The organism is Aquibium sp. ELW1220, from assembly GCF_030398385.1.
Taxonomy (GTDB): Bacteria; Pseudomonadota; Alphaproteobacteria; order Rhizobiales; family Rhizobiaceae; genus Aquibium.
The window spans coordinates 76281-93794 of record NZ_JAOAOQ010000006.1 but is presented as its reverse complement, the minus strand read 5'-3'; the positions used below and the strand labels follow the sequence as shown (position 1 = coordinate 93794).

General features: G+C 67.8%; 15 protein-coding genes and 1 riboswitch. Of the genes, 8 read left to right on the top strand and 7 right to left on the bottom strand.

Features of this window, described 5'->3' with window-relative positions; genetic code table 11:
- Nucleotides 1-325: 325 nt before the first annotated feature.
- From N1F91_RS07830 to N1F91_RS07815, 4 genes are all read left to right on the top strand, one after another.
- Nucleotides 326-3760: a helicase-related protein gene (locus N1F91_RS07830; protein WP_289991260.1), complete on the top strand. Its 3435-nt coding sequence runs from the start codon at nucleotides 326-328 to the stop codon at nucleotides 3758-3760.
- A 5-nt stretch (nucleotides 3761-3765) separates the two neighbouring features.
- The gene (locus tag N1F91_RS07825) at nucleotides 3766-4149 is read left to right on the top strand and encodes an RNA-binding S4 domain-containing protein (protein WP_289991259.1); all 384 of its coding nucleotides are present in this window, start codon (nucleotides 3766-3768) and stop codon (nucleotides 4147-4149) included.
- 126 nt (nucleotides 4150-4275) lie between these two features.
- On the top strand, nucleotides 4276-4614 hold the full coding sequence (fdxA, locus tag N1F91_RS07820) for a ferredoxin FdxA (RefSeq protein ID WP_289991258.1): 339 nt from the start codon (nucleotides 4276-4278) through the stop codon (nucleotides 4612-4614).
- A 358-nt stretch (nucleotides 4615-4972) separates the two neighbouring features.
- A complete protein-coding gene (locus N1F91_RS07815) occupies nucleotides 4973-5551 on the top strand; it encodes a CarD family transcriptional regulator (RefSeq protein ID WP_289991257.1) in 579 nt (192 codons plus the stop codon).
- A gap of 149 nt (nucleotides 5552-5700) precedes the next feature.
- On the opposite strand, the gene clpS is transcribed toward N1F91_RS07815, so the two are convergent.
- Nucleotides 5701-6006, bottom strand: a complete 306-nt coding sequence (clpS, locus tag N1F91_RS07810; protein WP_289991256.1) for an ATP-dependent Clp protease adapter ClpS — start codon at nucleotides 6004-6006, stop codon at nucleotides 5701-5703.
- A gap of 124 nt (nucleotides 6007-6130) precedes the next feature.
- On the opposite strand from clpS, the gene N1F91_RS07805 reads away from it, so the two are divergent.
- A complete protein-coding gene (locus N1F91_RS07805; RefSeq protein WP_289991255.1) occupies nucleotides 6131-6490 on the top strand; it encodes a DUF423 domain-containing protein in 360 nt (119 codons plus the stop codon).
- Nucleotides 6491-6518: 28 nt separating this feature from the next.
- Here N1F91_RS07805 and N1F91_RS07800 read toward each other — a convergent pair whose 3' ends face one another.
- Nucleotides 6519-8309, bottom strand: coding sequence for an acyl-CoA dehydrogenase (locus N1F91_RS07800; protein ID WP_289991254.1), 1791 nt, complete (start codon nucleotides 8307-8309; stop codon nucleotides 6519-6521).
- Nucleotides 8310-8464: 155 nt separating this feature from the next.
- Between N1F91_RS07800 and N1F91_RS07795 the strand changes: the two genes are divergently transcribed.
- Nucleotides 8465-9331: an RNA polymerase factor sigma-32 gene (locus N1F91_RS07795; RefSeq protein WP_289991253.1), complete on the top strand. Its 867-nt coding sequence runs from the start codon at nucleotides 8465-8467 to the stop codon at nucleotides 9329-9331.
- A gap of 24 nt (nucleotides 9332-9355) precedes the next feature.
- Here N1F91_RS07795 and N1F91_RS07790 read toward each other — a convergent pair whose 3' ends face one another.
- From N1F91_RS07790 to thiB, 4 genes are all read right to left on the bottom strand, one after another.
- Nucleotides 9356-10780: a M48 family metalloprotease gene (locus tag N1F91_RS07790; protein ID WP_289991467.1), complete on the bottom strand. Its 1425-nt coding sequence runs from the start codon at nucleotides 10778-10780 to the stop codon at nucleotides 9356-9358.
- Nucleotides 10781-11043: 263 nt separating this feature from the next.
- Entirely contained in the window at nucleotides 11044-11790 is a 747-nt protein-coding gene (gene thiQ, locus N1F91_RS07785; protein ID WP_289991252.1) for a thiamine ABC transporter ATP-binding protein, read from the bottom strand.
- Complete coding sequence (thiP, locus tag N1F91_RS07780) at nucleotides 11787-13397, bottom strand: thiamine/thiamine pyrophosphate ABC transporter permease (protein ID WP_289991250.1); 1611 nt, start codon at nucleotides 13395-13397, stop codon at nucleotides 11787-11789. The genes thiQ and thiP overlap by 4 nt, the downstream gene beginning before the upstream one ends.
- A 16-nt stretch (nucleotides 13398-13413) precedes the next feature.
- On the bottom strand, nucleotides 13414-14424 hold the full coding sequence (gene thiB / locus N1F91_RS07775; protein ID WP_289991249.1) for a thiamine ABC transporter substrate binding subunit: 1011 nt from the start codon (nucleotides 14422-14424) through the stop codon (nucleotides 13414-13416).
- A 40-nt stretch (nucleotides 14425-14464) separates the two neighbouring features.
- A riboswitch (TPP riboswitch) is annotated at nucleotides 14465-14586 on the bottom strand.
- Between the two features lie 126 nt (nucleotides 14587-14712).
- Here thiB and N1F91_RS07770 point away from each other — a divergent pair.
- Both N1F91_RS07770 and N1F91_RS07765 read left to right on the top strand, forming a co-directional pair.
- Entirely contained in the window at nucleotides 14713-15363 is a 651-nt protein-coding gene (locus N1F91_RS07770; RefSeq protein ID WP_289991248.1) for a thiamine diphosphokinase, read from the top strand.
- 6 nt (nucleotides 15364-15369) lie between these two features.
- Nucleotides 15370-17196 (top strand): ABC-F family ATP-binding cassette domain-containing protein, encoded by a 1827-nt coding sequence (locus N1F91_RS07765; RefSeq protein WP_289991247.1) that lies wholly within the window; start codon nucleotides 15370-15372, stop codon nucleotides 17194-17196.
- Between the two features lie 7 nt (nucleotides 17197-17203).
- On the opposite strand, the gene N1F91_RS07760 is transcribed toward N1F91_RS07765, so the two are convergent.
- Complete coding sequence (locus tag N1F91_RS07760) at nucleotides 17204-17512, bottom strand: DUF1244 domain-containing protein (protein WP_289991245.1); 309 nt, start codon at nucleotides 17510-17512, stop codon at nucleotides 17204-17206.
- Nucleotides 17513-17514 lie beyond the last annotated feature (2 nt).

Here is a 17514-nt window from a genome sequence, read left to right as displayed (position 1 = left end):
CGCGGTTCTGCCGTTGACACCGCCCGTTCGGTCAGGGCCAAGGCAAGTGATTCAAAAGATTCACCATCTGGTGTCCGCGACCAGACTCCCCAACAAGATGATGTGTCGAACAAAGCATGAATCGTCGCGAGTCAGCGATTCGTCGCCCTTTCGTTCCAGACTCGTTCCGGTTGCAGCGAATCTCGGCGGGCGCGTCACATTTGCGATTGTCATCAGGGGGCGGAGACCCTATGTCTCGGCAGCGTGTGGTACCGGTCGTGCCGGGCCGGACTCCTGCGGGGGCGCAGTGTAGGGGCTAAGGCACGAAAGGCCGCATCTCCAGTTCATGAACGTGCACCCCTCAAAGACATCGCCGTTGATCCTGTCGGGTCGGGATGTGACCGCCGTTCTCGGTCCCACCAACACCGGCAAGACCCATCTGGCGATCGAGCGCATGGTCGCGCACCCGTCGGGGATCATCGGGCTTCCGCTGAGGCTCCTGGCCCGTGAGGTGTATGTCCGGGTCGCCGAGAAGGTCGGCGCCGCCAACGTGGCGCTGATCACCGGCGAGGAGAAGATCCAGCCGCCCGGTGCTCGCTATTCCGTATGCACGGTCGAGGCGATGCCACGCGAGACCAACGCGTCCTTCGTCGCCATTGACGAGGTGCAGATCGCCAACGACCTCGAGCGCGGCCACATCTTCACAGACCGGATCCTGCATCTGCGCGGGCGCGACGAGACCCTGCTGCTGGGCGCGTCGAGCATGCGCGGCATCCTGGAGAAGCTGCTCAAGGGCATTTCGGTCGTCACCCGGCCGCGCATGTCGCACCTCGCCTATGCCGGTTCCAAGAAGATCACCCGCCTGCCGCGCCGTTCGGCCATCGTCGCCTTTTCGGCCGACGAGGTCTACGGCATCGCCGAACTGATCCGCCGCCAGCGCGGCGGCGCGGCGGTGGTTCTCGGCGCGCTGTCGCCGCGCACGCGCAATGCGCAGGTGGAGATCTACCAGTCGGGGGACGTCGACTTCCTGGTGGCGACGGACGCCATCGGCATGGGCCTCAACCTCGACGTCGATCACGTCGCCTTCGCGCAGAACCGCAAGTTCGACGGCTTCCAGTACCGCGACCTCACGGCGGCGGAGCTCGGGCAGATCGCCGGCCGCGCCGGACGGCACCTGCGCGACGGCACCTTCGGCGTCACCGGCCAGGTCGATCCGCTGGACGACGAACTGGTCGAGAAGATCGAAGGCCATGATTTCGAGCCGGTGCGCGTGCTGCAATGGCGCACCGCGCAGTTCGACTATGCGAGCCTCGATGCGTTGAAGCGGTCGATCGAGACGCCTGCGCCCGTCGAGGGCCTGACCAGGGCGCTGCCGGCGGTCGACGCCCAGGCGCTCGACCACGTCTGCCGCGACGAGGACATCCGCAGGCTCGCCGATCGGCCGCAGCGGGTGGCGCTGCTGTGGGATGCCTGCGCGCTGCCGGACTATCGTCGCATCGCGCCTGCGCAACATGCAGACCTGATCGCCTCGATCTTCACCGACCTCGCGCAACGCGGCCATGTCGACGAGGCCTACATGGCCGAGCAGGTGCGCCGCGCCGATTCCGCAGAGGGCGACATCGATACGCTGTCGCAGCGCATCGCGCAGATCCGAACCTGGACCTTCGTCTCGCACAGGCCCGGCTGGCTTGCCGATCCGGCACACTGGCAGGAAAAAACACGCGAGATCGAGGACAGACTTTCCGATGCACTGCATGAACGGTTGACGAAACGCTTCGTTGACCGCAGGACATCCGTGCTCATGAGGCGCCTGAGAGAAAACACGATGCTTGAGGCAGAAATAAACCCCGCTGGCGAGGTGCTCGTCGAAGGTCACCACGTCGGGGAGCTGCAAGGCTTCCGCTTTACGGCAGACCAGTCTGCCGGCGGCGAGGATGCGAAGGCCGTCAAGGCGGCGGCGCAGAAGGCGCTGGCAACGGAATTCGAAAGCCGCGCCGAACGCTTCGCCGCATCCGCCAATGGCGATCTGGCGCTCGGTTCGGATGGCGTCCTGCGCTGGATCGGCGCACCCGTGGCCACGCTTGTGTCCGGAGAGGACACGCTGAAGCCGCGCGCCATCCTGCTCGCCGACGAACAGCTGACGGGGCCGGCTCGCGACCGGGTCTCCGCGCGCATCGACCGCTACGTCGCCTATCAGGTGGAGACGCTGCTGAAGCCGCTCGCCGACCTCAAGAATGCCGAGCAACTGTCCGGCATGGCGCGTGGGGTGGCGTTCCGGCTGCTGGAGAATCTCGGCATCCTGAACCGCCGCGACGTCGCCGAGGATGTGAAGTCGCTCGACCAGGAGGCCCGCGCGGCGCTGCGCCGGCTCGGCGTGCGCTTCGGCGCCTATCACGTGTTCCTGCCCGCGCTGCTGAAGCCCGGCCCTGCGGGATTGCTCACGCTTCTCTGGGCGCTCGCCAATGACGGCAAGGACAAGCCGGGCTTCGGCGACGTGGTCAACGCCTTGTCGACCGGCCGCACCTCGGTGGTGGTCGATCCCACCTTCGAGAAGGAGTTCTACCGCCTCGCCGGCTTCCGGCTGCTCGGCCGCCGCGCCGTGCGCGTGGACATCCTCGAGCGACTGGCCGACCTGATCCGCCCGGCGCTGGCCTGGCGCCCGGGGACCGGTGCGCGGCCCGAAGGCGGGTTCGACGGCGCAGCCTTCGTGGTGACGCCTGCGATGATGTCGATCCTCGGCGCCAATGCCGACGACATGGAAGAAATCCTCAAGGGGCTCGGCTACAGGGGCGAACCCAAGCCGGCAGGCGAGGTCAAGTCCAGGCTGGAAAGCCTGGATCAGGCCGCGCGCGCTGCGGCCGAGGCGGAAACTGCGCGCAGGAAGGCGGCCGCCGAGGCCGCCGCGGCTCCGGCCGCCGAAACGGTGGCCGCCGCACTCGGCGACGGTTCGAACGACGAGCCGCAGTCGCTGGGCGACGTGGCGGCCGACATCGCCACCGCCGATGCGGATGCCTCCGATCCCGCGGAGGAGGCGGCGGCAGCCGACGCCGTGATGGCGCAGACCGAAGAACCCAGCCCTGAGGCGGCCGAGACGGTCGTGGCTGCGGCCGATGCCGATCAGGCATCAGCCGCCGTCGAGCCGCTTGCCGAGGCAGCCGCCGCGGCGCTGGGCGATGGCGAAGACGAGCCGCAGTCGCTGGGAGAGGCGGCCGTGGAGTCCTCCGCCCCGCCGGCGACCGAAGCCGCAGCTCCTGTCGAGGCCGGTCCGCAGACGACCGTCCAGCCGGCCGAAGCCGCGGCGCCTGCCGAGCCGGTCGAGGCCGAAAAGCCGATCATGCTCTGGCGCCCCGGACGTTTTGGAGACCGGCAGCGGCAGGACAATCGGGGGCGTGGCCGCCGTGGGCAGCCGCGCGAAGGTCAGGCGCGCGATGGGCAGCCTCGCGAGGGCCACGTGTCCCGCGAAAGGCAACCCGGCGAGAGGCAGCCTGGCGAGAGGCAGCCGCGCGAGGGGCAGGCGGAACGTCCGGCCGGGCGCCCGGGCGAGGGTGGCAAGAGCCGGTTCGAGAACCGCTTCAAGGACAAGGGCGATCGTCCGCGCGGCGACCGGCCCGACCGGGGCGGAACCGGCGGCAAGCCGGAGCGCGACCGTGGCGGCAAGGGCGACCGTGGCGATCGTCGCCCGCCCTTCCAGCAGAAGCCGCGCGAGGAGCGGCCGGTCAAGTTCGACCCGGATTCGCCCTTCGCCAAGCTTGCTGCCCTGCGGGATCAGCTCAAGAAGTAGGCCGGATGGCGGGACCCGATCGCCAGCGGCTCGACAAGTGGCTGTTCTACGCGCGGGCGGTCAAGTCCCGCTCGCTCGCCGCCCGGTTGATCCAGGCGGGTGCCGTCCGCGTCAATCGCGAGAAGGTCGGCCAGCCGTCTCATCCCGTCAAGCCGGGTGACGGTCTGACGATCACGCTCGACCGGCGCATCCTCGTCTGGCGGGTGCTCGAAACCGGAACGCGCCGCGGCCCGGCGGAAGAGGCGCGCGGCCTCTACGAGGATTTGACGCCGAAGATCGATCCCGCCGCGGCGGCTCTGGAGCCTGCCCCGGCCGCCGAACGAGAGCCGGGTGCCGGACGCCCGACCAAGAGGGAGCGGCGGCTCATCGACCGCTGGCGCGGCGAGTAGCGCTCAGCCGCGGGTAAAACTTTCCCCGAAGCGGCACCCGCGCGCCAAACGGCCCCTTGCACCATTGCCGCAACGGGGCTACCTCAACCGCGTTGGACGCTGGAAGACGCTGCCGGAGCCGCCTGAATGACCTATGTCGTCACCGACAATTGCATCAAATGCAAGTACATGGACTGCATCGAGGTGTGTCCGGTCGACTGCTTCTACGAAGGCGAGAACATGCTCGTCATTCATCCCGACGAGTGCATCGACTGCGGCGTGTGCGAGCCGGAATGCCCGGCCGACGCGATCCGTCCGGACACCGAGCCGGGGCTCGACAAGTGGCTGAAGGTCAACGCCGACTTCGCGGAGAAGTGGCCCAACATCACGGCCAAGAAGGAGCCTCCGGCGGACGCCAAGGACTTCGACGGCGTCGAAGGCAAGTTCGAGAAGTTCTTCTCCGCAGAGCCCGGCGAGGGCGACTGACTGCCCCGGACTGACGCAGCGTCAGCCTCGATTTTGCTCCGTGGCATTGGCCGGCGGGGCCGCGTTGCCGTTCGCTTGTGCAGCAAGTTGTTGATTCTTTCGCATATTTATGTTACATAAAAACATCATGCAGGTGAGACAACGTCCGTTTGCGGCGCATACGCCCTAAATCTCGAAAGGTGCGATCAATTTCCGGTCCAAGGTGACTTGGCTCAGCCTGGAAGGCTTGCGCCAAGGTTTCTCGCCTCGATTCCGGAGATTGTGCGTTTGCGTGCGTCGTTCGGATCCGCGCGGCATTCGGCCGCAGCATGATCGCGGCCCATGAGAGTCGCTGCCGAAACTAAGGAGTTCAGGGCGTATGGCAACCCAGCAGAAGAAGACAGCAGCGCGCAACGGCTTCAAGACCGCGGAGTTCATCGTCTATCCGGCGCATGGCGTCGGTCAGATCGTGGCGATCGAGGAGCAGGAAGTCGCTGGCCACAAGCTGGAACTGTTCGTGATCGATTTCCAGAAGGACAAGATGCGGCTGAAGGTTCCGGTGGCCAAGGCTGCGACGATCGGAATGCGGAAGCTGTCCGAGACCGATTACGTCGACCGTGCGCTCAAGGTTGTGCAGGGCCGCGCCCGCGTAAAGCGGACGATGTGGTCGCGCCGCGCCCAGGAGTATGATGCCAAGATCAACTCCGGCGACCTGATCTCGATCTCGGAAGTGGTGCGCGACCTCTACCGCGCCGACAACCAGCCCGAGCAGTCCTACTCCGAGCGTCAGCTCTACGAAGCCGCGCTCGACCGGATGGCGCGCGAGATCGCGGCGGTCAACCGCATGTCGGACACCGAGGCCGTGCGTCTCATCGAGACCAACCTCAACAAGGGTCCGCGGCGCGGCGTGAAGGCCGACAACGAAGGCGACGACACCGAGCAGGAAGTGGCCGCCTGAGGGCGGTTTTTCCGCAGAAGTTCCGAAGCCCGGCCTGGCGACAGGCCGGGCTTCTTCGTTTCCGGGGACCGTCGTCCCGGCTGGCAGCCGGTGGCCCGGCAGCCAGATGTCGTGGCTGCCCTCGCCGCCTCAGATTCTCGCCGAACGCGTCACTCCTCCGGTTCGGTGCCGAAGAGGAGCGGGAACCCCATCTTTCGTCCGGCATCGGTCGCACGGGTGGCCTTGGTTTCGGCAACGTCCTTCGTGAAGACGGCGACCACGCAGGCGCCGCGCTGGTGGGCCGTGATCATCACGCGCCGCGCCTGGTCGGCGTTGAGACGGAACTCGGCCTTGAGCACGCTGACGACGAAGTCGCGTGGCGTGAAATCGTCGTTGAACAGAATGACCTTGTGCAGGCGCGGGCGTTCGGTCTTCGGCTTCGTGACGGTTCGCGGCGTGGTAAAGGCGTCGCTCATCGTGGCGGCTCTTCGGATCGGACGGGACGGGGCGGCAATCCGTCGCTTATGCCACGGACGGGCAGGGGCGTAAACGCAGTGCTTTCAGGCAGCCGATAGCGGCGCGGGTGAACGGGGACCGACGATGGCGCTCGCAAGGATACTGGCGGCGGGGGGTGGATTGAGCGGCGCGGGCGGGGTGGCGCTGTCTGCGGCTGCCGCCCATGCCGGTGGCGCCAACACCGGCACTGCCGCATCCTTCCTCCTGATGCATGCCGGCGCCTTCCTGGCGGTCGGCCTCACGCGATCGAGCCGGCCGATGCGCATCGGCGCCACCGTCGTCCTCGTCGGGCTTGCATTGTTTGCAGGCGACCTCCTGATGCGCGACTTCGCGGGCATGCGCCTGTTTCCCATGGCGGCGCCGATCGGCGGGTCGCTCATGATCCTCGGCTGGCTGGCCGTGGCCGTTACCGGCGCCATTCCCCGTTCCAGGCCCGCGGGCTGACAGCCAGGGTCCCGACCGCCGAAAGACGTCAATACCATTCCGGTCTCATGGCGAGCGTCGTGTCATCGAGCGACTCCAGAAGCGCGCGCTGCGTCCGGGCCTTCGGCAGTTCGTAGGTGAAGAAATAACGGCAGGCGGCGAGTTTGCCGTCGAGGAAGTTCGCGTCGCCCGATCCATCCGCCAGGCGGCGTGCCGCGGCGGTCGCCTGGCGCAGCCACATCCAGGCGATCACGACATGGCCGAACATGTCGAGGTAGATCGTGGCGTTGGCGAGCGCGCGCTTCGGGTCGTCGGCGGTGGCCACCGCGAGCTTGCGGGTGGTGGCGACGGTTTCGGCCAGCTCCGTCGCCAGCATTTCGGCGAAAGCTTCCAGCGACGCCATCTGATGCGCCGCCGAGACATCAGCCATCACGCGACCGGCCAGCGCCTTGACGCTTGCGCCGCCGCCCATGCCGACCTTGCGGCCGAGAAGGTCCAGCCCCTGGATGCCGTGGGTGCCCTCGTGGATGGGGTTCAGCCGGTTGTCGCGGTAGAGCCGCTCGACGGGATAGTCGCGCGTGTAGCCGTAGCCGCCGAGGATCTGGATGGCGTGCTTGTTGGCCTCGAGGCAGAACTCCGACGGCCAGGACTTGGCGATCGGCGTCAAGAGGTCGAGCAGCAGGGCCTCCTCCCTCGCCATGGCCTCCTCGCGCTCGCCATGGGCGCGGTCGACGAGATCGGCGCAATAGAGGCAGAGCGCCAGCGCGCCCTCGACGGCGGCCTTCTGCGCCAGGAGCAGGCGGCGGATGTCGGCGTGCTCGATGATCGGTACCTGCGGCGCTGTCGGGTCCTTCGCGCCCGTCGGCCGGCCCTGCGGCCGCTCGCGTGCATAGGCGAGCGAGGCGCGGTAGCCGGCCGATGCCAGCGCGGTCGCCCCCATGCCGACGCCGATACGGGCCTCGTTCATCATCTGGAACATGTAGGCGAGGCCATGGTGCGCCTCGCCGAGCAGGTGGCCGACGCAGGGCCGCTCGTCCCCGAAGTTGAGCAGCGTGTTGGTGGTGCCGCGGTAGCCCATCTTGTGGTTCAGCCCGGCGAGCGTGACGCCATTGCGCTCGCCGGGCGAGCCATCCTCGTTCAACTGGAACTTGGGCACGATGAAGAGCGAGATGCCCTTCACGCCGGCCGGGCCCCCGGGGATGCGTGCGAGCACGAGGTGGACGATGTTGTCGGAGATCTCCTGGTCTCCGCCCGAGATCCACATCTTGCGGCCGGTCAGGCGGAAGGTGCCGTCCTCCTGCGGCTCGGCCCGGGTGGTGATGTCGGCCAGCGACGAACCCGCCTGCGGTTCCGAAAGGCACATCGTGCCGAAGAACCGGCCCGCGACCATCGGGCGCAGGTAGCGGTCCTTCTGTTCGGCCGATCCGAAGGATTCGATCAGGCGGGCGGCGCCGACGGTCAGGAAAGGATAGGCGGACGTCGAGATGTTGGCCATCGAGAAGATGAAGGCGGCCGCGACGCGCAGCGTCTCCGGCATCTGCGATCCGCCCCATTCGGCGTCGAAGGCTCCGCCGAAGAAACCGGCGTCGCGGTAGACGGCGAGCGCGCCGGCCACAGCCGCATCCATCTCCACCCTGCCGTCGACGAACCGGGGCTCGTGTTCGTCCAGCCGCGCCGCGTGCGGCAGGAAATGCTCCATGGCGATGCGCTCGGCCGTGTCCAGCACGCCGTCGATGGCCTCGCGGTCATAGTCGGCGAAACGGGACATCGTGCCCAGCCTGTCGACATGGATGACGTCGTGCAGCTGGAAGGCCAGGTCGGCCCGGTCGATCGTGATCATGGAACGTTCTCCGATGGGTGGAGTTTGGGGTCAGCTGCAACCGAGCGCCCGGCTCCGGCGGGACGACGGAAACGGCTCCTCCGCGCTGCGCTGATCCAGAGGGACAGCGCAAGCGTAAAGCGCAGCGAATGCCATCGCAAGTTCAGGAGCGGTCCATGAATGGCGAGCCAGCCGGGACATCAATGATCAGCGCGGCGCGAAAGGCGCCATACCTCGACCGGGTCGAGGAGCACGAACTCGCGGTGCGCTGGAAGGAAAAACGCGACCAGGAGGCGCTGCACCGGATCACGATGGCGCACATGCGCCTCGTCATATCCATGGCGACGAAGTTCCGCTATTTCGGACTTCCTCTCAGCGATCTCATCCAGGAAGGGCATGTCGGGTTGCTCGAAGCCGCAGCCCGCTTCGAGCCGGATCGCGAGGTCCGGTTCTCGACCTATGCCACCTGGTGGATCCGCGCCTCGATGCAGGACTACATCCTGCGCAACTGGTCGATCGTGCGCGGCGGGACGAGTTCGGCCCAGAAGGCGCTGTTCTTCAACCTGCGCCGCCTGCGAGCCCGCCTGGCGCAGGGATCGGAGCCCCTTCGCGGTGCCGCCGTGTACAAGGAGATCGCGGATGCGATCGGCGTTTCCGTCTCGGACGTGGCGCTGATGGATTCGCGCCTGTCCGGTCCCGACACCTCGCTCAACGCGCCGCTTTCGGACGATGGCGAGGCCGGCTCCGAGCGGATGGACTTCCTCGTCTCCGACGCACCGACGCCGGACGAAGTCGTCACCGCATCGGTCGACGACGAGCGCCGCGTCCTTTGGCTCAACCGCGCGCTCTCGGTGCTCAATGACAGGGAACTGCGTATCATCCGGGAGCGGCGCCTGCGCGACGAAGGCGCAACGCTCGAATCGCTCGGCGAGAAGCTCGGCATCTCCAAGGAGCGCGTGCGCCAGATCGAGAACCGGGCAATGCAGAAGCTGCGCACGGCACTCCTGAAGATCAATCCCGACATGGCGCCCGCCATGATGTGACCGGCGGTCGTCCGGTCCGGACGGCTACTGGTCCGTGATGATCTTGACCTTGTCGCCCGGCGAGACGCTTCCGCCGGGCGGCATCGCGTTGAGCAGCCGGAACATGTCGAGCGCGCGGCCTACCCCGGTCATCTTCGCGGCGATGCTTCCGGCCGTTTCGCCAGGCTGGACGGTCACGACGCGGATGCGCAGGGGCTTCAGTTCCTTGCGCTCGTTGTCACCGAGCAGGCGGAAGCTGCCCGTCACGGTCGCCGCGGTCGTCTCGAGGCTCGCGCTGCCGCGCGGAGCGGCCGTGAGCACACGGTAGACCTGCCCGCCGGCGCGAACCACCGCGATGTGGAAGCTCCATTTGTCGGCCTGGGCATAGGCGACGGCGGCTTCGTTGCCGTTGATGGAGATCTTGCGCACCGAAGCCGGGTCCAGACCCGCCACCCAGCCGCTGCGCAAATAGTCGTCCAGCTTCTTGTTGCGGTTGAGCGCCACGCCGTCGAAGCGCACGGCGACGTCGCCGGGGCCCGCCGCCGTGACGGCGGCCGCCGAATTGTCGATGACGAAGCCTTCCGGAACACTGAAGGTCACCCCGAGGGTGGGATGCACGAAGGTTCGGCCGCGCACGTAGCCCTCTTCGGGCGTGTCGCCGAACAGCATGCCGTCGATGCCCGCGAGGTAGGAATCGCGGTCGCGTCGCCCGGCGCCCGGCGCACCGAACTGGCGAGCGTGGCGCAGGGCGAGATCGATGCGCTGCGGCGCGTTGGGGTGCGAGGCGAGGAAGTCGAGGCTCGCATCGGTGGCGCCGCTGATGCTGCGGAAGTCCGAATAGGACGCCATCGACTGCAGGAAGCGCGCGGCGGAATAGGGGTCGTAACCGGCGCTGCCGATGGTCTTGATGCCGATGCCGTCGGCCTCGAGCTCCTGGTTGCGCGAGAACTGCGCCAGCCGAAGCTTGCCGCGAACCACCGCTGCCCGCGCCACCTGGTTGTCCGTCAGCACGTCGTCGACCACCTGGGAGGCAAGCTGCTCCTCGGCTTCCTTCTGCTGGCGCTGGATGCCGTGGTTTGCGGTCACGTGCCCCATCTCGTGCGCGATCACCGCGGCCAGTTCGGCCGAATCGTTGGCGAGCGCAAGCAGGCCGCGCGTCACGTAGAGGAAGCCGCCCGGAAGCGCGAAGGCGTTGACGTTCGGCGAGTCCAGCAGGGTGATCTGGTATGTCTGGTCGGGATTGCCCGATGCGACCGTCAGGCTGCCGACGACCTTGGCGACCATCCGTTCGAGCTTCGGGTCGGAATATTCGCCGCCATAGGTGGCCAAAATTCGCGGATGCTGCGCGCGCGCGAGGGCCACCATGCGGTCGTTGCGCGTGACGGAGTCGACCGTCACCGGATTCGAGGACGGCACGAAGCCCTGCTCGCTGATGCCGGGGTTCAGCACCTGGCAACCGGCAAGCAGCATGACGGCGGCGCCGGCAAACAGCAGCCGCAGCGAGCGTCCGGCGGGTAGAGAAGCGCCCGCGTCGTGCATGGCCTCAGCCTTCACCTGTTTCAGAACCTGATCCTTCCCGGTCTTCGGTGCCGGTCGCTTCGATGCCCGAATCACCGGGCCGCAGCCGCAAGCGGGCCGCAGTCCGCGATAGTCGAGGACGACGGTTACCAAAGCTTCTACGCCATTGCCCGAGTGCTGCGGAACAAATATGGCCCGATCCTGGCAATTCTTTGTTATCGCGGGCTTCCTTCGCCAAGATAGCGGCCAAACGCCGCCGATCGGGTCGCCGCAAACAGATCCTCGGTCGGCCCCGTGGCGGCGATCCTGCCGTCTTCCAGGAAGGCAGTGCGCGGCGCGATGCGCCTGGCATCGCGCGGATCGTGCGTGACCATCAGCACGGTCATACCTTTCGATGCGTGAAGACCGCCGACGAGGTCGAGCATCTCGTCGCCCAGCGCCGGGCCGAGCGAGGCGAAGGCCTCGTCGAGCAGCAGGACGGGCCTGTCGCGCACCAGAACCCGGGCCAGCGCGACGCGTTGCCGCTCTCCGCCCGACAACTCGCGGGGGAGCCGCCGTTCCTTGCCGGCGAGGCCCACGCGCGCCAGCGCCTGATCCACATGGACCCGGTCTTCGGTAGTCAGGCGCAGCGAGGGCGAACGGCCGAGCCCGACATTTGCCGCGACGTCCAGATGGGCGAAGAGGTTGTTCTCCTGGAAGATCATGGAAACGGGTCGGGCTGCCGGCGCAAGCAGGGACACATCCTCGCCTCCGATCCGGATCGTGCCTGCGGTCGGTGTCTCGAAACCCGCCAACAGGGAGAGAAGCGTCGATTTTCCCGACCCGCTCGGACCCATGATCGCCAGGATTTCGCCGGCCGGCACCGTCAGGTCGAAGTGCATCGGCCGGCCCTTCGGCCATGCGAAGGTGACGCCGTCGAGCACGACGTCCGCTCCCCCCTTCGCCTGATCCGCGTGGCTCATGGTCTCCTCCCGCCAAGGCGCTCCGCGATCATCATCAGGGCGAGGCAGAGAAGCGCCAGGATGAGCGCCAGGCCTGCGGCGTCGGCCGTCCGGTAGCTGCCCATGCGCTGGAACAGCAGATAGGGCAAAGTCTGGACGGCGTCGCTGCCGAACAGCGCGATCACACCGAGATCGCCGAGCGACAGCGCCATCGCGAAGGCGAAGCCGGTGGCGAGCGGACGCCGCAGCGACGGCCAGTCGATCAGCCGCCAGCGGTCGAAGCCGCCGATCCCCAGCTGCGCGCAGAGCCGGTCGTGGCGGGTGGCGGCATCGTCGTGGGCGGGACGGATCGCGCGCATGGCGAAGGGGATCGCCATTGCCGCGTTGACCGTCACCACCATCACGGGGGCGAGCGCGAAAACGTCGGCTGCGTGCCGCAGCAGGATGAACCAGCCCGCGCCGATCACGATCGGCGGGATCACCAGGATCAGGCTTGCGCCGCCGTCGAGCGCCCGCTCCGTGAAGCCGGATCGCGAGCCGCGTCTCGCAGCCGCGAGGCGGTGGCGCGCGCGGGCCATGGACAGGGTAAGCGCGACGCAGAGGCCTGCCGAGAGCGTCGCCAGCACGAGGCTCGTCGTCATGGCATCGCGCACGGCTGTTTCGGTCATCAGGCGCAGAAGATCGGCCTGCAGCCCTGCCGCGACGATCGCAACGATGGGCCCGGCGACGAGGGCTGCGGCAAGCACGATGGCCGCCGCATTGAACCCGGATTCGAACCGGCCCGGCCGGTCGTAGCGCCTCGCCGAGACCGACAGCGTCGCGTCGCCCGTCAGGTCCGCGCCCAGCCGCAGCAGCAGCGCCAGCACGAAGACGGTAAGGCCGACTTGCAGGGCAGTCAGGGCGAGTGCCCGGGCCGGGTCGAAATCGAAGCGAAGCGCCTGGTAGATCGCCACCTCCAGCGTGGTCGCAGCCGGTCCGCCGCCCAGCGTCAGCACGATGGTGAAGGAGGCGAGGCACAGCATGAAGACGAGGCCGGCGATCCCCGGCAGGGTCGCCCGCAGCGCCGGCCATTCGATCAGCCACCACCGCGCTGAAGCGCCCATGCCGAGCTGGCTCGCCAGCCGCCACTGGTCGGCGGGAATGGCATCGAGCGCGTGCAGGAACAGCCGGGTCGTGAGCGGCAGGTTGAAGAAGGCGTGCGCAATGAGGATGCCCGACAGGCCGTAGATGCCGGGCCACTGTCCGCCGCCGAGCCAGCGGAAGAGGTCGGCGGCGAATCCGGCGCGGCCGAGCAGCGCCAGGATGCCGAGCGCCGCCACCAGCGCCGGCAGCGCGAGCGGCAGGGCAAAGAGCATCAGCAGGGCGCGGCGACCGAAGAACGCCGGGTGGCGCGAGAATGCGCGCGCCACCAGCAGCGCGGGTCCGACCGAGATCAGCGTCGACAGCAGCGCCTGCCAGAGCGTGAACCGCGCGACGCGCAGGAGGTAGGCGTCGAAGCTCGCGAGGGCGTTCCCGAGATCGCGGCCTCCCTCCACCAGCAGCCCCGCAAAGGCCCCTACAGCAAGCAGCGCCACGAAGCCGAGCGCAGCGATGCCGCCCGTGACGGACGATGTCGGTGGAGCGCGCATCGCGGCCGGCAGTCTGCTACTCGCTCATGGCCGCCAGCCATTCGTCGACCCAGGCCTTGCGGTTCGTGGCCACCGTCTCGGGCGCCAGGATCAGGGTCCTGGTCGGCTCGACCAGCCGCTCGAAGGCGGGATTCAGTGGCTTCGACGTCTCGCCGGCGGGATACATCCAGTTGGTTTCGGGAATGGCGTCCTGGAAGGCGGGGGTGGCGATGAAGGCCATGAAGCGGGCCGAATGCGGGTTGTCGGCACCTTTGGTCGTGATGCCGGCCACCTCGACCTGCATGTAATGGCCTTCCTCGAAGCTCGCCGCCTGGTAGCGATCGGTGCCCTCGGCGATCATGTGGTAGGCCGGCGAGGTGGTGTAGGACAGCACCATGGGAGCCTCCCCGGAGGTGAACAGGCCGTAGGCCTCGCTCCAGCCCGGCGTGACGGTCAGGATGCGGCTCCTCAGCTTCGCCCAGGCTGCCGGCGCTTCGTCGCCATAGACCGCCTTCACCCACAACAACAGGCCAAGGCCCGGCGTCGAGGTGCGGGGGTCCTGAATGACGATCTTCTGCTCCGGATCGCCCTCCACCAGGTCCTTCAGGCTCTTCGGCGGCGTCTCCAGCGCCTGCGTGTCGTAGACGACGGCGAAATAGCCGTAGTCGAAGGGCAGGAAGGTGTCTTCGGTCCAGCCGCCGGGCACATCGACGGCGGCCATGTCGGCGCCGTGCGGCACGAAGAGGCCGGTTGCTTTTGCGTCGGCGGTCAGGTTGGTGTCGAGGCCGAGCACGATGTCGGCCTTCGTTCCCGAGCCCTCCAGCTTCAGACGATTGAGCAGCGCCACCCCGTCGGCCACGGAGACGAAGGCGAGGTCGCAGCCGCATTCGGCTTCGAAAGCCTTTTCGACCTGGGGACCCGGACCCCACTCGGCGGTGAAGCTCTCATAGGTGTAGACGGTCAGCGTACCGTTCTCCTGCGCGAAGGCCGGCAGGACGGAAAGGGAAGCGGCAAGAGCCGCGGCAGTCGGTATCCATGTCATGCGCATGACGCGCCTCCTCTGTTCGAATGAAAGGAATTGAGGCGCCATCGGATGAGCGTCTAATCCCTCCGCCGGTACAAACCGGATCAGGTTCAGCGGGTTGGCCGGGTTTCCCCTTGGCCTCTCAGCCGGCCGGTCAAGCGACCGCCGGCACCCCGTTAGAGCACCTCGACATCTAGGACGGGTTTCATCGGGCGGCAAGCGCTTTCGGGCGCCGGGCACTTTGCCGGCCATTGAACGTGATGGCCCGCCGCCCTTTCGCACGGCGCCCGCCCCGTGATAGAGGCGACGCCCATGAGCACATTCGCGATCCTGCTCGGCGGCGATCTCGTTCGCACGCCCCGCCTCGACGCTGCCCTTGCGCAGGCCCGCGTGATCGCGGCCGATTCCGGCATCCGCCATGCCGCGACGCTCGGCGTTATGCCGGAACTGTGGATCGGCGACTTCGATTCCGTCACGGCCGCCGAGATCGCGGACAATGCCGGGATCGAACGCGACATGCATCCGCCCGAGAAGGACAGCACCGACGGCGAACTGGCGGCGGAGGCTGCGATTGCGCGCGGCGCGACCCGTCTGATCATGGTCGGGGCCTTCGGCGGCGAGCGCGCCGACCACGCCTTCCTGCACATGACCGCCGCCATCCGGCTGGCCGAGCGCGGCCTGCCGGTGCTCCTGTCGAGCGGTACCGAAGAAGGCGCCCCCCTGCTGCCGGGCGAGCACGGCTTCGACCTTCCAGACGGCACGCTGTTTTCGATCCTGGCCTTCTCGCCGCTTGCCGGACTCTCTGTCTCCGGCGCGAAATGGCCGCTGACCAACGTGGAACTGGCCTTCGGCTCGTCGCTGACGCTGTCGAACGAGGTGCGCGGCGACCTGCGCGTCTCGCTGCGCCAGGGCCGTGCGCTGCTGCTTGCCCGCCCCGAAACATCTCCCGCCTCGAAGGGCTGACACCGCATGGCGCCTCCCATTCTCCGCCTCGACGACATCGGCCTCACCTTCGGCGGCACCCCGCTGCTGCAGGGCGCGTCGATATCCGTCCAGCCCGGCGACCGCATCGCGCTGGTCGGCCGCAACGGATCGGGCAAGTCGACGCTGCTCAAGATCGCCGCCGGCTTCATCGAGCCGCAGGACGGCGAAATCTTCCGACAGCCGTCGGCGACCGTTCGCTACCTGCAGCAGGCGCCGGACACCGAGGGCTTCACGACCGTACGCGCCTATGTCGAGGCCGGGCTCGGTCCGGCCGATGACCCGTACCGCGCGACCTACATCATGGAGAACCTCGGGCTGACGGGCGAGGAGAAGCCGGACACGCTGTCCGGCGGCGAGGCGCGCCGCGCCGCGCTGGCGCGCGTGCTGGCGCCGCAGCCCGACATCCTGCTGCTCGACGAGCCGACCAACCATCTCGACCTGTCCGTCATCGAGTGGCTCGAAGAGGAACTGTCGCGTACCTCGTCGGCCTTCGTGGTCATCTCGCACGATCGGCGCTTCCTCGAACGGGTGACGCGGGCGACCGTCTGGCTCGACCGCGGCGTGACGCGCCGGCTCGACCGAGGCTTTGCCCATTTCGAGGAATGGCGCGACCAGGTGCTGGAGGAAGAGGAGCGCGACCAGCACAAGCTCGGCCGCCAGATCCTGCGCGAGGAGCACTGGCTGCGCTACGGCGTCACCGCCCGGCGCAAGCGCAACATGCGACGGCTGGGCGAACTGCAGTCGATGCGCGCGAAGTTTCGCGGCCATCGCGGAGCGGAAGGCTCCGCCAAGATGGAGGCGAGCGAGGCCGCCGAATCCGGCAAGCTCGTCATCGAGGCGAAGTCGATCGCCAAGACCTATGGCGATGCGGCCATCGTCAGGGACTTCTCCATCCGCGTCCAGCGCGGCGACCGCATCGGCCTCGTCGGGCCGAACGGCGCCGGCAAGACGACGCTGCTCCGGATGCTGACAGGGGAACTCGAACCCGATTCAGGCTCGGTGCGCCTCGGTGTCAACCTGGAGATCGCCACGCTCGACCAGCGCCGCGCCGCCCTCGACCCGGAGGAGACGCTGGCGCATTTCCTCACCGACGGCCGCGGCGAGACCGTGGTCGTCAACGGTGAGGAGCGCCACGTCGTCTCCTACATGAAGGACTTCCTGTTCAAGCCGGAGCAGGCCCGCACGCCGGTGCGCGAACTCTCGGGCGGCGAGAAGGCGCGGCTGATCCTGGCCCGCGTGCTCGCCCGTCCATCGAACCTGCTCGTCCTCGACGAACCGACCAACGATCTCGACATGGAGACGCTCGACCTGTTGCAGGAACTGGTGTCGGGTTTTGCCGGCACGGTGATCCTCGTCAGCCATGACCGCGACTTCCTCGACCGGACTGTGACAAGCACGATCGCGCCGGACGGCGACGGCCGGTGGGTGGAGTATGCGGGCGGCTACAGCGACCTGCTCGCCCAGCGCGGCAGCACGCGCTTCGTCAAACGAGCCGGCGAGACGAGAGCGGCTCCCGAGAAAGTCACACGTGAATCAGGCTCAGGAGAGGCGCCGGCAGCCAGGGGTTCCGCAAGAAAGCTCTCCTACAAGCAGAAATTCGCTCTCGAGAGCCTGCCGAAGAAGATGGAAGAAACCACCGCAGCCATCGCGAAGCTCGAGGCGACGCTTGCCGATCCGCAGCTCTTCGCCCGCGATCCGAAGAAATTCGGTGCCAACGCCGAGAAGCTCGACAAGGAACGCGCCGCGTTGGCGGCCATGGAAGAGGAATGGCTGGAGCTGGAGATGCTGCGCGAGGAGATCGAGGGCAGCTGAGCCGCGATCAGTGATCCTTCGGGCGGTTCTGCTCGAAGGCGACCTGCTTTTCCGGGGAGGCTTCGGTCTGGTTCTTCGCCTGCCATTCGGCATAGGGCATGCCGTAGACGATCTCGCGGCTCTCGTCCTTCGAGAGTTCCATTCCCTCTGCGTTCGCCGCGTCCCGGTACCAGTTCGACAGGCAGTTGCGGCAGAAACCGGCGAGGTTCATCAGGTCGATGTTCTGCACGTCGGATCGCGTGCGCAGGTGCTCGACCAGGCGCCGGAACGCGGCAGCCTCGAAATCGCGCTGCTGTTCGGGGGTGAGATCAGCCACGT